The sequence below is a fragment of the Arthrobacter sp. 05N429 genome, assembly GCF_056397045.1.
On record NZ_JBFTMQ010000007.1, the window covers coordinates 136,088 to 151,016 of the forward strand.

Genomic DNA, 14,929 nt, shown 5'->3' on the forward strand with positions numbered 1-14,929 from the left:
CCGCCGGGCCGCCCGTAGAATGGATGGTGAACGTAGAAGTTCTGCCGCCGGGTCTGCGTTCGCAGCCGGTGGTTTTTCTTTGCTCGAACAGGCGCCCGGGGTGGACCGAATCCCCGGCGCCGAGGTACCGGACAACCTCCGGCCGCCACTTCCGCATACGACGTCGTATGTGGTGGATTCTAGGAAGGTATTTCTGTGAGCCAGACGTCAGATTCTTGTCTTGATACGTGGATGGGCCGGGAGGCGCTCGCCGAGGCCATGATTCCGGTGATCGGCCGGCTGTACCGCGAGAACAACGTGGTCACGTCCATCCATGGCCGCAGCCTGATCAACAAGTCCACCATGAACATCCTCAAGGCACACCGTTTCGCGCGCCGGATGAGCAAGGAAGAACTGCGCCTCGAGGAGACCGCCCCGCTGCTGGACGCCCTGACCAAGCTGGAGCTCGGCGCCGCAGCCATCGACATTGCCCGCCTCACCGAGAAGTACCGCGTCGAAGGCAACGGCGCCACCCTGGACGAGTTCCTTCGCAAAGAACTCGCCGACGTTGTGGGCAAGCGCGGCGGCGACGACCGCACCAGCACCGACGTCGTTCTCTACGGCTTCGGCCGCATCGGCCGGCTCCTGGCCCGCCTCCTGATCGAAAAGGCCGGCGGCGGGCACGGCCTTCGCCTGCGCGCCATCGTGGTCCGCCGCGGTTCGGACAACGACCTCGCCAAGCGCGCCAGCCTGCTGCGCCGTGACTCGGTCCACGGCTCCTTCGAAGGCACCATCAAGGTGGACCTCGAGAACGACACCATCACCGCCAACGGCGTCCAGATCCAGGTCATTTACTCGGACAACCCCTCTACGGTTGACTACACCGCCTACGGCATCCACGATGCCCTGGTCGTCGACAACACGGGACGCTGGCGCGACGCCGAGGGCCTGTCGCAGCACCTCCAGAGCAAGGGCGTTTCCCGCGTGCTGCTCACCGCTCCGGGCAAGGGCGAGCTGAAGAACATCGTGCACGGCATCAACCACACCGCGATCACCGACTCGGACAAGATCGTCTCGGCGGCCTCCTGCACCACCAACGCCATCACGCCCGTCCTGAAGGCGATCAATGACCGCTACGGCGTGGTGCACGGCCACGTGGAGACGGTCCACTCCTTCACCAACGACCAGAACCTGATCGATAACTTCCACAAGGGTGACCGCCGCGGACGCTCTGCCGCGCTGAACATGGTCATCACCGAGACGGGCGCCGCCACCGCGGTGGCCAAGGCCCTGCCGGAGCTCCTTGGCAAACTGTCGGGAAGCTCCATCCGCGTCCCCACCCCGGACGTGTCCCTGGCCATCCTGAACCTGAGCCTGGAAAACGGCACCACCAAGGACGAGGTCAACGACTACCTGCGGGAAATGTCGCTGCACTCGGACCTCCGGAAGCAGATCGACTACATCGATTCGCCCGAGGTGGTCTCCACCGACTTCGTCGGCTCACGCCGCGCCGGTATCGTCGACGGTCTCGCCACCATCTCCAATGACAAGAACGTCATCCTCTACGTCTGGTACGACAACGAGTTCGGCTACAGCTGCCAGGTGGTCCGCGTTATGGAGGAAATGGCCGGCGTGAACCCGCCGTCGTTCCCCGCCAAGGACGCGGCAGCGACCCTGGAAGCTGCCGGCCTGCCGGTCGAGGTCACGGCCTGACGCTCCGGCCCTGAATTCTGTTCTGCCTTTCCCGGCCGATCCTCTGGAATCGGCCGGGAAAGGGCACCACAATAGTGCAATGGAACAGAACTCGGCAGTGGAGCACGAAACCACCCTGGAACACGCCCTGGACGTCGCGCGGCAGAACGCCAAGGAAGCCAAACGGCTTCTCGACGATGCCCGTGCCAAGCATGCGGCCGGTGACGTCGACGAGTCGCGGGTCCAGCAGCTCGAATCGCTCATGGCCCTCGCCAACGAAGACCTCGTGCGGGTGACGAAAGAGAACTGACAAGGCACTCGTCCTCCACACTGTGGACAACCCCCACGGCACCGGGGGACCGGCCTAGGCTTCGGGTGTGGAGAGACTTCGGCCCGCCCCGGAGCCGGTGTGACGCTCACGTGGGCGGAATACCGGAAAGAGCGACGGCGGTCCCGCCAGGCGTGGACCCTGCTGGCTGCCGCTGCCCTCGCCGCCGTCGCGGGGCTCGGCTGGTTCTTCACCGCCGGACAGTTTGCCGCCGTCGGGCCGCCCGCCGAGGGACCCAGCGAGGCGCCCGTGCTGGCGGCCGGCTGGATGGAAGCAGTTCCCTCTGTGCGGCCAGTCCCCCCGGGCCCCGCCGCGGCACTGCTGGACACACTCCCGGTCAAGGGCCGGGCGGGCCGGGACAACTACGACCGCAGCGCCTTCGGGCAGGCGTGGCTGGACGTGGACCGCAACGGCTGCGATACGCGCAACGACATCCTCCGCAGGGACCTTGCCGGTGCCGAATTCACCAAGGAATCCAGCTGCCGGGTGGCCAGCGGAACCTTCCGGGAACCCTACACCGGCCGGCAGCTCACGTTTCGCAGGGGAGCCGAAAGCAGCAAAGCGGTGCAGATCGACCACGTCGTGGCGCTGGGGGATGCCTGGCAAAAGGGGGCCCAGCAGCTGACTCCTGTGCAGCGCGAGCACCTGGCGAACGATCCGCTGAACCTCATCGCCGTCGACGGCCCCGCCAACCAGGACAAAAGCGCGTCCGACGCCGCCACCTGGCTGCCGCCGAACAAGGCCTTCCGCTGCCACTACGTCGCCCGGCAGGTCTCGGTGAAGGCTGCCTACCGGTTGTGGGTCACCCCGGCGGAGAAGGACGCCATGAAGCGGATCCTCAGCTCCTGCCCGCAACAGCAAACCATTGTGCCGGAACCGGCCGCTAGACTGCAGCGATGAATGAAACCATGACAATCGTCGAGTTCCTTGCACCCTATTTCGGCAGCTGGAACGGCACCAACGACTTACGGATCATGCCGACGGACGACTACCGGAGATCTCCAGCGGGTGCCACGGCAGGCGTGACCGCCCACGACTTCGCCACGATCTCCTACACCTGGGCGGAGGACGGCAAGCCGCAGGACGGCGTGCTGCTGCTCGGCGGCACGGCAGCTGCGGCCAAAGCGGTCTGGGCGGATTCGTGGCACACGGCCAAGACCTGGCTGAACCTGGCCGGGGAGGTTGGACCGGACGGCGTGCTCCGCCTGACAGGATCGTACCCCGCACCGGAGGGGCCCGACTGGGGCTGGCAAATCCACATCGCGCCGGCGGAGGCGAAGATCACCATGCACAACGTCGTCCCCGGGCATGATCCCTACCAGGTCGTCGAGCTGCTGACCGGCACTCCGCGCTAAGCGGCAGGTCGTTAGCCGCACACCCGCCAGAAGCGCCGGTCCCGGCTTCAGGGACCTGCGCTCCCGCCGGAGGAATCACCGGCGAGTTCGGCCTCCAGACGTTCCACATCCTCGCGGTGGCAAAGTTCGGTGGCGGCCGTCGTCACTGTGGCGCTTCCGGCAGCGACGGCGGCCCGGAGCGACTCCTCAAGGCTGCGCCCCTGAGCCAGGCGCAGCACGAAGGCGGCCAGGAAACTGTCGCCCGCCCCGACGGTGCTCCGAACTTTCACCTGGGGCACAGCCAGCCGCAGGACCCCGGATGTGGAGGCGAGCACGGCACCTTCCCCGCCCAGGGTCAGGGCCACATGCTCCGCGGAGCCGTCCGCGACCAGTGCCGCGGCAGCCTCCACCTGGCTTTCACCGCTCTCAAGGGACGATCCGAAGTGCAGCCCCAGCTCCCGCCGGCTCGGCTTCACCAGGAAGACCCCCTCGGCGAGGGCCTCGGACAGGGCAGGGCCGGAGGCATCCACGATGCAGCGCGCATCATGCAGCCGCGCGAGCCGGGCCACCTGTGCATAGAAATCCTCGGGGACCCCCGGCGGCAGGCTTCCGCTGGCCACGACGTACCCGCCCTCGGGAATCGAATCCGCTACGAGGGCCAGGCACAAACGCCACTCAGGCTCACTCAGCTCGGGGCCTTGCAGCACGAAGCGGAACTGCTTGCCGGTCGCCGTCTCGTCGACCGTGAAGTCCTCGCGGGTGCTCCCTTGGATGGGGACTGCCAGCGTGGGGACGCGTTCGGCTTCGATGAGCCGGCGGTACGCCTCTCCGGTGGGTCCGCCGGCGGCGTAGACCGCCAGGGTCCGGCCGCCGAGCCGCTGCACCACTCGGGACACGTTGATGCCACCGCCGCCGGCGTCGAGCCGGCTGGCGCCGCAGCGCAGCTTGTGGCCGCTGATGACCTGCTCCGTCGCGGTGCTCACGTCCAGTGCAGGATTCACGGTGAGCGTGAGAATAGGCTGCATCGCTGTCCGTCCAGAGGCTTCCATGGCCCCAGCATAGGAGCCCGGGGTTCCCGCTGTCCCGGTACGGCGTCCCCTTGTGGGCTGTCGGCCGCTCGGCGAGAATGGGCGCGGCAGGCAAGTCCGCGACACGGCAGGGACAGGCAAAGTCCGCCACGCCGCACGGAACGGGACGGGAACCATGGCACATCAAAAGGGCGGTTCGGGCAAGGCCGGCGCCGGCAAGGCACAGGCGGGCCGAAAGGGTGCCAAGGGACACGCGCCGGAACGCCCCGGGCGGCTGGCGCACGGTCTCTACGAGGCCGAGCTCTACCGTCTCCAAGCCGAGCTCGTCGCGCTGCAGGAGTGGGTCCGCAGTACGGGCGCACGCGTGCTGGTGATCTTCGAAGGGCGTGACGCCGCCGGGAAAGGCAGCGCGATCAAGCGGGTCACCGAATACCTGAATCCGCGCGTAGCCAGGATCGTGGCGTTGCCTGCCCCGACGGACCGGCAGCGGGGTGAATGGTACTTCCAGCGCTATGTGGCGCATCTTCCCGCTGCGGGCGAGATCGTCCTGATGGACCGCTCCTGGTACAACCGGGCCGGCGTCGAGCATGTGATGGGATTCTGCACCCCCGCTGAACACAAGCGCTTTATGGCACAATGCCCGGTCTTCGAACGGCTGTTGATCCAGGACGGCATCCTGCTCTTCAAATACTGGTTCTCGATCAGCCACGCGGAGCAGGAACGGCGGTTCAAATCCCGCCTGAATGATCCGATGCGGCAATGGAAACTCTCCCCGATGGACCGTGACGCGATCCTCCGCTGGGAAGACTACTCGCGGGCCAAGGATGACATGTTTGTGCAGACGGACACGGCCGAATCGCCCTGGTATGTGGTCGAGGCGGAGGACAAACGGCGGGCCCGGATCAACATGATCGCCCACCTGCTCTCCAGCATTGACTACACCGAGGTGCGCACGGAACCGGTGACGCTGCCCGAACGGCCCAAGGCCGTGAACTACACGCGCCCGCCCCGGGAGCTCTTTCGGTACGTTCCGGATCACGCGGCGAAGCTCGGGCGGCCGGACGAGGGGTAGCCCGAATTTCTCCACGGTTCCGTCCCATTTAGTCCGCCCGGGCAGGTAGGGTACCGGCATGGACATCATCCTCGTACCCGGATTCTGGTTGGACGCCTCATCGTGGGAGGAGGTGACTCCGCCGCTGGTCGCGGCCGGACATCAGGTCCACCCGCTGACGTTGCCAGGCCTGGAATCGGCCGATGCGCCGCGGGCCGGGATCGGCCTGCGCACCCACATCGACGCGGTCGTGGCGGAAATCGACACCTTTGATGACCCCGTCGTGCTGGTGGGCCATTCGGGCGGGGGCGCCATCATTCACGGCGCCGTCGATGCCCGCCCGGGACAGGTGGTGCGTGCAATCTACGTTGACAGCGGTCCGCTCGGCGACGGCGGCGTCATCAACGACGAACTGCCGGACGACGGCGACGCGGTCCCGCTTCCGCCGTGGGAGCTGTTCGAGGACGAAGACCTCACAGACCTCGACGACGACTTGCGCGCCATGTTCCGCGCCCGTGCCATCCCGCAGCCCAAAGGAGTGGCCCAGGACCAGCAGCGGCTGAACGACGAGCGCCGCTACGACGTCCCGGCGACCGTCATCGCCTGCGAGTTCCCGTCGTCCATGCTCACCGAAATGATCGCCGGCGGGCACCCGTACGTCGCGGAGCTTGGACGCGTGCGCGACGTCGACTACGTGGACCTTCCCACCGGCCACTGGCCGCAGTTCACCAAGCCCGCTGAACTGGGCGCGGCAATCCTGGCCGCCGTCGACCGGACGCCGGGGAGCTAGCCGGCCAGGGCGCTTCTGACCCGGTTACTTGGGTGGGGAATTTCCGCGGAAACTCCCCACCTTTGCGGCCCGACGTCGGCGCGCCCCGCCAAAACCCCGGCGGTTTCCTGCACATCGGCGTCAAAGGCGGGGAAATCCGCGCACCTGTTCCGCCTGGTTGCCGTCAGTGCCCGAAGGGGTCCGGATCGACGCCTGGCATCCAGGTCAGCCCCGGGACGCCCCAGCCGCTCTTCTTCGCCAGTTTCATGGCCTTGCGGGCATAGCGGTCCATCAGCCGGTTGACGTAGAGCTTGCCGTCGAGGTGGTCGTATTCGTGCTGGATGACCCGGGCGAACCAGCCGGTCGCCTCGAATTCGACCGGAGTGCCGTTCCCATCGAAGCCCTGAACCCGGGCCCACTCCGCGCGCTTGAGGGGGTACTGCCCGCCCGGGAAGGACAGGCAGCCCTCCTCTTCCTCATCCGGATCCGGCAGTGCCCCGGAAACCTTGGACAGGGTCAGCACCGGGTTGACGACGACGCCGGACGGCGGGGCACCGTCGTCGTTGTCGAACTTGTAGACGAACAGCCGTTTGCCCACCCCCACCTGCGGCGCGGCCAGACCGACGCCGTTGGCGGCGTCGTTGGTTTCGAACATGTCGGCGATCAGGGTCCGGAGTTCGTCGTCGAAGACTTCAACCTCGGCGGCCCGGCGGTGGAGTACGGGCTCACCCCAGATCGTGATGGGCAGGACGGTCATGTCAGAAAGTTCCTCTGGTGCGGTGCTGTGTATTCGGAGGCGGGTCAGTCGGCGATGGTGCGGCCGATGACGTCGCGCATGATTTCGTTGGTGCCGCCGAAGATCGTCAGCAGCCGGGCGGCCAGGTAGGCCTGCGCCACAGGGTATTCCAGGATGTAGCCGTACCCGCCGTGCAGCTGGAGGCAGCGGTCGGTGACGGATTTGGCGCGCTCGGACGCCCACAGCTTCGCGCGGGCGGCGGAGGCGGCGTCCAGCTCGCCGGCGTTGAAGGCCAGGATCGCCTGGTCCACGTAGCTTTCGGTGACCTCGACCTCGGTGAGGATGTCGGCCAGTTCGAAGCGGCTGTTCTGGAAGTCGATGATCCGCTCACCGAAGGCGTTGCGGTCCCTCGTGTAGCGCACCGTCGCCTCGTAGGTGGCGCGGACGACGGCGGAGCTAGCCACCGCGATAGCGAGCCGGCCCTGGGGGAGCTGCCCGGCAGCGTACTGCAGGCCCTTGCCCACTTCACCGACGAGGTCCGCGTGTGGAACCCGGACGTTGTCGAAGAACAGTTCCGCGGTGTCCGAAGCCTTGAGGCCCATCTTGTCCAGCTGCTTGCCGGTGTTGTAGCCCTCGCCCTTGTTGACCATAAACAGGGAGAAGGAATCGTGGTTTCCGCGGCCGGTGCCGCCGTCGGTGCGGGCCAGGACCAGGGAGGCGTCGCCGGAGATCCCGTTGCCGATGAAGGTCTTCTGACCGCTGATCAGCCAGTCGTCGCCGTCGCGGACGGCCTTCGTGCGGATGCCGCGGAGGTCCGAACCGGCGCCGGGCTCGGTCCAGGCGATCGATGTGACCTTCTCGCCGGAGACCATGCCGGGAAGCCACCGGCTCTTGAGCTCGTCGGAGCCGTAGGCCAGCAGGTGGGGGAGGACCAGGTCATCGTGGAGATGGAAGGCCAGGCCCACGGCCAGGTGGTTGCTCTTGGCGAATTCCTCGTCGATCACGGCGCGGAAGCGGTAGTCATCCATGCCCATGCCGCCGAACTCCTCCGGGACGGCCAGGCCCAGCAGGCCCTGCTCGCCGGCCGCCGTCCACAGCTCCCGGGACATCATGTGGTCTTCGTCCCACTGGGCGTAGTGCGGTGCCACGGCACGCGTGTCGAACTCGGCAGCCATCTCACGGAACATCTCGTGGTCTTCTTCAAAAAGCTTGCGCTTCATTGCGTTTCCTTCCGTTCGCGTTCCTGACACGGACAACTGCACAGACAACAAAGGCCGCACCGGATATCCGGTACGGCCTTCGTCTAAGGTCGGACAATCACTGCCGTCCTTCATGAGGGTGAGCGACGGGGGTTGAACCCGCGACCTCCTGGACCACAACCAGGCGCTCTGCCAACTGAGCTACGCCCACCATGTGCCCCGCCATGCCCTCCGGTGATCCGGCTGGCTGAAAAGGCAACGACAAATAGCTTACCTGCTCTTCGGGGCTGCTTTTGCCACTTTCTTAGGTTTTCGGCAAAATTTTCCTCAAACGTGGCGCAGATTACTAACCGAAGATCAGTCCGGGGGCTACTTCGCCGACGTCCCGGACGGAGCCTCGGCGGGTGCCGCTTCCTCCGCCGTGCCCATGACCCGTCTGGCGATCCGCTGGGCCGTGGCGCTGTCCGGTCCGGGCGCCGGGACGAAAACGGCCTCGCGGTAGTAACGCAGTTCGTCGATCGAATCCTGGATGTCGCCGAGGGCCCGGTGGCCGCCGAGCTTGGCGGGGGACTGGAAATAGGCCCGCGCGTACCAGCGCCGCGAGAGCTCCTTGATGGTGCTCACATCGATGACCCGGTAGTGCAGGTGCTCCACGAGTTCCGGCATGTCACGGACCAGGAAGACCCGGTCCGTGCCCACCGAATTGCCGCCCAGCGGGGCCTTCTTGGGATCCGGCACCCACTTCTTGATGTAGTCCAGAACGATGGCCTGGGCCTCCGCCATCGTCTTGCCGTGGGGGAGCTCCTCGAGCAGCCCCGAGCGGGTGTGCATGTCGCGGACAAAGTCGTTCATCTGCGCCAGGGCGTCGTCATCGGGCTTGATGACGACGTCGACGCCGTCACCGAGGATATTGAGCTCCGAATCCGTCACCAGCGCGGCAACCTCGATGAGGGCGTCGTTCTCGGTATCCAGGCCGGTCATTTCGCAGTCGATCCAGACGATGCGTTCATTAGATATAGGCACGCGCTCAGCCTACCGTTTCGTCGCCGCCGGGCGGTCCGATGCTAGGATTTCGGGTACGCGGCCGGCGAAACTTTTCGTCATCGCGGCCAGCCCCTGGCCGGTTCTCACGGCCGGCTGAGGCTGCAGTAGAGCCCCACGACAGATTGGACGATCCTGAGATGACGGCGCCTGTGCCTGCGGCGGGGAAAACGGCTGCCGGCACGTCCCCGGCGGCAGCCGTTGCTGACGTGGACAATGCCCGTTCACCGCTTCTGGCGGGATTTGTCGGCTCGCTCTTCATGGCGATCGGTTCTCTCGGCGTCGGCTGGCTCGCGCCGGCCTCGGAGCTCCGCCGCGTTCCATTATTTATCTGGATGCGCACCGAAGCCCTCGGCGTCGGCCTGTGCATTGTGCTGCTGGCCGTCGGCGGGATGCTGCTCGTCCGCGCCTGGCTCAGGCTCGGCCAGCGCGTGCGGGTCTGGGGGGCCGAGGCCCGCAAGGCAACCCTGCAGGCGGTTGTCCTGTGGGGGCTGCCCCTGATGTTCTCGGTGCCGCTGTTCAGCCGCGATGTCTACGCATATATCGGGCAGGGCCGGCTGATGGTGGAGGGCTTCAACCCGTACGAAAACGGCATTTCCGCGCTGTCGAATTACTTCCAGCTCGGGGCCGACAAGATGTGGACCGAGGCCCCCGTCCCGTACGGCCAGCTGTTCCTCTGGATCGAGCAGTTCGTGGTCTGGTCCACCAACGTGCACCCGGAAGCCAGCATCATGCTGTTCCGGCTCGCCGCGCTGGTGGGGATCGTGCTGTGCATCATCTACGTGCCGAAGCTCGCCGAACTGCACGGCGTAAACCCGCACCGCGCCCTGTGGCTGACGGCAGCCAACCCGCTCTTCCTCACCAACTTCATCGCCAGCGTCCACAACGACGCACTTATGATCGGCCTGGCCCTGGCGGGAATTTACTACTGCGCCACCCGGCGTGTGATCCTCGGCCTGGTCCTGGTAACCCTGTCCATCTCCGTCAAGCCGATCACGATCGTTTTCCTGCCCTTCATCGGCCTGCTCTGGGCAGGAAAAGACGCCAGCTGGCCGCGGAAGTTCGTGTTCTGGGGGCTCACCGCCGGCATCAGCCTGGCCCTGCTGTACGCCATGAGCATGGTGAACGGCTTCGGTTTCGGCTGGATTAGCGGGCTGTCGGCCCCGGGCAGCATTTGGATCTGGTACGCTCCGGTCGGGCTGCTGGGCCTGGTGGTCGCGTCCATCTTCAACGCCTTCGGACTCGACGGCTGGGGGCTGGCCAAGTGGGTGTACGACGCCGGAAAGCTGCTGGCGCTCGGCATCATCGCCTGGCAGATTTTCCGCGGCGATTACGACCGCCTGATCCGCCGGCTCACGCTGGCGTTCGCCGCCGTCGTCGTCCTGGCCCCGATGATCCAGTCCTGGTATGTCGTCTGGCTCATCCCGCTTTTCGCCGTCACCGGCATCCGCGACGACTGGCAGGTCAAGGCCCTGTACTTCATCGTGTCGTTCTTTATGGTGTACGCGATCTCGGACCAGCTGGAGGTCTTCCCCTACCTGCAGACCGCGGATCTCGGCCTGGCACTGGCGCTGGCCCGCAACGCCGCCGCGATCATTGCCCTGCTCTTCGCCCTGTACCTGATCTTCCTCGACCCCAAGACCAAGCTGCTCTTCAGCAAGTCTGAGGAACCGGTCACCACCCGCCCGGTGATCTGAGATTCCGCAGGTCAGCTGATTTTTCGCAAGGCCTCCCGGCGGGAGAGCGCGCTAAGCGCTTCGCTGTGACGCGCCGCGAAGTCCCGGACCCAGTCCGGGTCCGTGGCGGCGTAGTCCCGCAGGGCCCAGCCGATCGCCTTCCGGATAAAAAACTCCGGGTCAGCCAGGTTGGGTTCGATGACCGCGGCGAGCAGGACGGGATCCGTCGCCGATTTTGCGCCCAGCTGTGCCGTGATGGCCGCACGCCGGATCCAGAAGTCCGCGTCTGTGCTCCAGCGGATGAGTGTGGGGGACATGTCCTCCCGGTGGGTTTGCAGCAGCCCGCAGAGGCGGTGCGAGACTCCGTCCACCAGATCCCACCAGGCGCCGGTGCGGATGATTTCCTCGTAGAGCGGCAGCATGCCCAGCTCACCGGCGGCCAGCCGCAGACCCGTGAGGTCGATGGCCGCGTAGCGTTCCTCCCGGCAGGCTGCGCCCCGCCACAGTTCCAGCACGGTGGACTGCAGTTCCTGCAGGGACCCCGGAGGCAGTTCCCTGGCGGCGGCCTTGACGATGCGCCGGACCTCCGGAACCCGGACGCCCAGCGAGGGCATCTCGGACTTCAAGTAGGCCTGCGCCCCTGCCGCACGGGCCGGATCGGCGGCCTGTAGCAGCCGTGATCGGATCGCAGACATCAGTTCAGGGTTGGCCATGGGGCAACTTTAGCCATGCTTCGGCTGGCCCTAGAGTTGGAGGCATGTCGATGATCAAGACCCCAGCCGAAGTTGCCCTGATGCGCGAAGCCGGCCGGGTGGTGGCCAACACGCTGGAACGCGTGCGCGAGGCCGCCGCCGTCGGGGTTTCCCTGAAGGAACTGGACGAGGTGGCGGCCGCGACAATTGCGGCCGCCGGGGCCACGCCTGCCTTCCTCGGCTACAAGCCGCGGTGGGCTTCGGTACCGTTCCCCGGAGTGATCTGCACGTCCGTCAACGATGCCGTGGTGCACGGCATCCCCAACGGCTACCGGCTCCAGGACGGCGATCTGCTAAGCGTGGACTGCGGGGCGTTCCTCGAGGGCTGGTGCGGGGACGCTGCGATCAGCTTCATCGTGGGCACGCCCGACCCCGTGGACCAGGCCCTGGTCGACGCCACCGAGGCTGCCCTGGCCCGCGGCATCGAGGCCGCCCGGATCGGCAACAAGATGGGCGACCTGGGTTATGCAATCGGCGGGGCATCACGCCGTGCAGGTTACGGCCTGCTGGCGGACCACGGCGGCCACGGGATAGGCAAGACCATGCACGCCGAGCCGGACGTTCCCAACGACGGCCGGCCAGGCCGCGGCATCAAGCTGACCGAGGGCCTGGTCATCGCGATCGAGCCGATGCTGATCCTGGGCCGCAAGGACGACTACTTCCACGACGACGACGAATGGACCCTCCGCTCGTCCAACGGCCGCCGGGCCGCCCACAGCGAGCACACTGTGGCCATCACGAAGGACGGGCCGGTCATCCTGACCCTGCCTTAGGGGTTGCTGGCTGCTGGTCGGGGCGCCGCCAGGCGGACGACGGCGCGTCCCGGCACCGTGTCGCTGACCACACCGAATCCGGCCGCCAGGAAGAGGCCCAGGGTGCCGTGATACAGGTCGGCCGGGCCGGCCTTGGGCCGTTGTGCGGGATCGACCGGATAACCTTCCACTACCGTTGCGCCGTGGGCGAAGGCGTGCCCGACGGCGGCCGCGAGCAGTGCCCGGGCCACACCGGTCCGGCGCTGGCCGGGGGAGACGACGAAACAGCTCACGGACCACACCTGGTTCCCGCCGGGATCCCGCGCCATCTCCGGGCCCGCCGCCGTCAGGACTTTCGAGCGCAGGATCCTGGGATAGCAGCCGCGGGGCTCCACCGCGCACCAGCCCACGGGATTCCCGTCGCGGAAGGCCAGCACCCCCGGTGCCGGGGCGCCGCCGTCGAACTTGTCCCGCAACTGGTCTTTCCGCTGCTCCGGGGTCGATGCGGACCACTCCGGTCCGGTGAAGGCGAAGAACCTGCACCAGCAGCGCGAAGGCTCGCCCCGGACGCCGAAGAGGCGCTCGACGGCGGGCCAGTCGGCAGCTGCGGTGGTAATCGTAGTTTTCCCCGAGGATTCTGCGTCCATGGAACGAGGTTAGCGCCTGGGTGTGTCAGCGCGTGCGTGTGCCCTGGCCGGCCTGCCGGCTGACGCGCGCGCGGTGCGCCGCAAGCCGGAGCTGGATGATGCGGGCGGCTCCTGCGATGGCGACGAGGACCCCGCCCCCGACCGCGGCGATGAACAGCGCAATACCGAGCGGGACCGATCCTTGGAGGCCAAAGAACTTCACCTGGACATATTCCTGGTTCTGCAGGATGAAGGCGATGAGCAGGATCAGCACCACCAGCGCGCTGGCGACCGCGGCCCAGACCATGCCCGCGCGGGTGACCTGGCGTGTCTCAGGGGCGGGGGAGGGCGCCTCTTCCAGGGGAGTCTCGGCGCGGCGCGCCGGCGTGGCGGCAGCCGGCTCCCCCGACACCAGGTCTGTGGTGCCGGAAGGCTGGGTGCTGTTGCCCTCCTCGGCGGGGGCGTCAGCTGCCCCCGGGTGCTGGGCGCTCAAAGCGTTTGTGGGATCGTGGGGATCAAATCCGTGGGGTGTCTGGGTCATGGCGGCCGTACCTTTCGGTTGCGGACAGGCACAGGGGCTTTCCCCGGCGGCCTGCCTGTCAGTTCAATACTAAGCGTGCTGATGGCTGACGGCGGCATGACGTGCGGGCGCGCTCTACGGGACGCACCGATCGCGCTGGAGGAACCTGCAGGGCGGCGATGCCCTGCAAGAAGCCGGGGCTGTTGGCACCGGGCGGGCGACGGTATAGCGTCGCAGCCAAGGAATGCCTTGTGGAGGAGGCGCGGGCGTGAGCATTGTCGACAACGCCGTCTACGTGGACGGATACCGGACCGCGGACCCGGAGAGCCTGGACGAGACGTACTTCGTACTGCGGCAGCGCCAGGGCATGGCCTGGATCGGGCTCTACCGGCCCGATGCCGAAGAGCTGCGTTCCGTGGCCGAAGAATTCGATCTCAACCACCTGGCTGTGGACGATGCGCTCGCCGGGCACCAGCGGGCCAAGCTGGAACACTACGGCGAAACGCTTTTCCTGGTCCTGCGCCCCGCCCGGTATCTGGACCATCTGGAAAAGGTTGAGTTCGGCGAGATCCATGTCTTCCGCGGGGCGGACTTCGTGGTTACAGTGCGCCGCGCCGAATCGCCGGATTTGGCCCGGGTCCGCCACCGGATGGAGTCCCAGCCTGCATTCCTTGCCCTCGGTCCGGATGCCGTGCTTTACGCGATCCTGGACCAGGTCGTGGATGAGTACGAGCCTGTTGTTGCCGGGCTGGAAAACGACGTCGATGAAATCGAGGACGACCTCTTCGCCGCAGACCCGGGCGTGTCCAGGCGGATCTACGAGCTCTCCCGCCAAGTCATCATGTTCCAGCGGGCGACTGCTCCGCTGATTACCATCCTGCAGACGCTGATGGCCGAAACGCCGGACCATCAGCCCCTTCCCGAGCTGCAGGACCATTATCGGGACGTCCTGGACCATGTGCTGCGGCTGAGCGAACGCATCGCCGCCTTCCGCGCCCTGCTGCAAAATGCGCTCGCCGTCAATGCGGCGCTGGTGGCGCAGCGGCAGAACGACGAAATGCGGCTGCTGACGGAGTCGAGCTTCGCCCAGAACGAGCAGGTCAAGCGGATCTCCTCGTGGGCGGCCATCCTGTTTGCGCCGACGCTGATCGGCACCATCTATGGGATGAATTTCCGCAGCATGCCTGAACTCGACTGGGTTTTCGGCTACCCGATGGCGCTTGGCCTGATGATCGGTATGGGCCTGGTGCTGTACTGGACGTTCAAGCGCAACAAGTGGATCTAGCGGCCGCAGCCACTGCAGGCGCCGGGCCCGGGGGATCGCGGCCCTGACCTGCGGAATGTTCCGGCAGGCCAGAGCCGCACTCTGGTGCCCCAGGAGGGAATCGAACCCCCGACCGGCGGATTAGAAGGCCGCTGCTCTATCCCCTGAGCTACTGGGGCGTG

16 protein-coding genes and 2 tRNA genes are annotated in these 14,929 nt (G+C 66.8%); 9 read left to right on the forward strand and 9 right to left on the reverse strand.

Annotation, left to right across the window (positions count from 1 at the left end; genetic code table 11):
- Nucleotides 1-195: 195 nt before the first annotated feature.
- The 4 genes from AC1DF4_RS13615 to AC1DF4_RS13630 all read left to right on the forward strand — a co-directional run bounded on the left by AC1DF4_RS13615 (nt 196) and on the right by AC1DF4_RS13630 (nt 3,354).
- Nucleotides 196-1,692, forward strand: a complete 1,497-nt coding sequence (locus tag AC1DF4_RS13615) for a glyceraldehyde-3-phosphate dehydrogenase (RefSeq protein WP_441406646.1) — start codon at nt 196-198, stop codon at nt 1,690-1,692.
- A gap of 79 nt (nt 1,693-1,771) precedes the next feature.
- Nucleotides 1,772-1,981 (forward strand): hypothetical protein, encoded by a 210-nt coding sequence (locus AC1DF4_RS13620; RefSeq protein WP_476913386.1) that lies wholly within the window; start codon nt 1,772-1,774, stop codon nt 1,979-1,981.
- Nucleotides 1,982-2,080: 99 nt separating this feature from the next.
- Nucleotides 2,081-2,899, forward strand: a complete 819-nt coding sequence (locus AC1DF4_RS13625) for an HNH endonuclease family protein (protein ID WP_476913387.1) — start codon at nt 2,081-2,083, stop codon at nt 2,897-2,899.
- A complete protein-coding gene (locus AC1DF4_RS13630; RefSeq protein WP_476913388.1) occupies nt 2,896-3,354 on the forward strand; it encodes a DUF1579 family protein in 459 nt (152 codons plus the stop codon). Before AC1DF4_RS13625 ends, AC1DF4_RS13630 begins: the two co-directional genes overlap by 4 nt.
- A gap of 47 nt (nt 3,355-3,401) precedes the next feature.
- On the opposite strand, the gene AC1DF4_RS13635 is transcribed toward AC1DF4_RS13630, so the two are convergent.
- Nucleotides 3,402-4,382: a 1-phosphofructokinase family hexose kinase gene (locus tag AC1DF4_RS13635; protein ID WP_476913389.1), complete on the reverse strand. Its 981-nt coding sequence runs from the start codon at nt 4,380-4,382 to the stop codon at nt 3,402-3,404.
- Nucleotides 4,383-4,536: 154 nt separating this feature from the next.
- Between AC1DF4_RS13635 and ppk2 the strand changes: the two genes are divergently transcribed.
- Both ppk2 and AC1DF4_RS13645 read left to right on the forward strand, forming a co-directional pair.
- Nucleotides 4,537-5,433, forward strand: coding sequence for a polyphosphate kinase 2 (ppk2, locus tag AC1DF4_RS13640; protein ID WP_476913390.1), 897 nt, complete (start codon nt 4,537-4,539; stop codon nt 5,431-5,433).
- 58 nt (nt 5,434-5,491) lie between these two features.
- Nucleotides 5,492-6,202: an alpha/beta fold hydrolase gene (locus AC1DF4_RS13645; RefSeq protein WP_476913391.1), complete on the forward strand. Its 711-nt coding sequence runs from the start codon at nt 5,492-5,494 to the stop codon at nt 6,200-6,202.
- 163 nt (nt 6,203-6,365) lie between these two features.
- Here AC1DF4_RS13645 and def read toward each other — a convergent pair whose 3' ends face one another.
- From def to orn, 4 genes are all read right to left on the reverse strand, one after another.
- Nucleotides 6,366-6,938, reverse strand: coding sequence for a peptide deformylase (gene def / locus AC1DF4_RS13650; protein WP_441406640.1), 573 nt, complete (start codon nt 6,936-6,938; stop codon nt 6,366-6,368).
- Nucleotides 6,939-6,982: 44 nt separating this feature from the next.
- Nucleotides 6,983-8,137, reverse strand: coding sequence for an acyl-CoA dehydrogenase family protein (locus tag AC1DF4_RS13655; protein ID WP_476913392.1), 1,155 nt, complete (start codon nt 8,135-8,137; stop codon nt 6,983-6,985).
- A 117-nt stretch (nt 8,138-8,254) separates the two neighbouring features.
- Nucleotides 8,255-8,327 (reverse strand) — tRNA-His (locus AC1DF4_RS13660).
- 158 nt (nt 8,328-8,485) lie between these two features.
- A complete protein-coding gene (gene orn, locus AC1DF4_RS13665; RefSeq protein ID WP_476913393.1) occupies nt 8,486-9,139 on the reverse strand; it encodes an oligoribonuclease in 654 nt (217 codons plus the stop codon).
- A 158-nt stretch (nt 9,140-9,297) separates the two neighbouring features.
- Between orn and mptB the strand changes: the two genes are divergently transcribed.
- Nucleotides 9,298-10,854: a polyprenol phosphomannose-dependent alpha 1,6 mannosyltransferase MptB gene (gene mptB, locus AC1DF4_RS13670; RefSeq protein WP_476913394.1), complete on the forward strand. Its 1,557-nt coding sequence runs from the start codon at nt 9,298-9,300 to the stop codon at nt 10,852-10,854.
- A gap of 11 nt (nt 10,855-10,865) precedes the next feature.
- On the opposite strand, the gene AC1DF4_RS13675 is transcribed toward mptB, so the two are convergent.
- Nucleotides 10,866-11,546 (reverse strand): DNA alkylation repair protein, encoded by a 681-nt coding sequence (locus AC1DF4_RS13675; RefSeq protein ID WP_476913395.1) that lies wholly within the window; start codon nt 11,544-11,546, stop codon nt 10,866-10,868.
- Between the two features lie 44 nt (nt 11,547-11,590).
- Between AC1DF4_RS13675 and map the strand changes: the two genes are divergently transcribed.
- Nucleotides 11,591-12,358 carry a type I methionyl aminopeptidase gene (gene map / locus AC1DF4_RS13680; RefSeq protein WP_476913396.1) on the forward strand — a complete coding sequence of 256 codons (768 nt, stop codon included), beginning with the start codon at nt 11,591-11,593 and terminating at the stop codon, nt 12,356-12,358.
- Here map and AC1DF4_RS13685 read toward each other — a convergent pair.
- Nucleotides 12,355-12,984: a GNAT family N-acetyltransferase gene (locus tag AC1DF4_RS13685; protein ID WP_476913397.1), complete on the reverse strand. Its 630-nt coding sequence runs from the start codon at nt 12,982-12,984 to the stop codon at nt 12,355-12,357. The two genes, map and AC1DF4_RS13685, sit on opposite strands and share 4 nt — an antisense overlap.
- A gap of 25 nt (nt 12,985-13,009) precedes the next feature.
- Nucleotides 13,010-13,504 carry a LapA family protein gene (locus AC1DF4_RS13690; RefSeq protein WP_476913398.1) on the reverse strand — a complete coding sequence of 165 codons (495 nt, stop codon included), beginning with the start codon at nt 13,502-13,504 and terminating at the stop codon, nt 13,010-13,012.
- Between the two features lie 247 nt (nt 13,505-13,751).
- On the opposite strand from AC1DF4_RS13690, the gene AC1DF4_RS13695 reads away from it, so the two are divergent.
- Nucleotides 13,752-14,768 carry a magnesium and cobalt transport protein CorA gene (locus AC1DF4_RS13695; RefSeq protein ID WP_476913399.1) on the forward strand — a complete coding sequence of 339 codons (1,017 nt, stop codon included), beginning with the start codon at nt 13,752-13,754 and terminating at the stop codon, nt 14,766-14,768.
- Between the two features lie 82 nt (nt 14,769-14,850).
- On the opposite strand, the gene AC1DF4_RS13700 is transcribed toward AC1DF4_RS13695, so the two are convergent.
- Nucleotides 14,851-14,926 (reverse strand) — tRNA-Arg (locus AC1DF4_RS13700).
- Nucleotides 14,927-14,929 lie beyond the last annotated feature (3 nt).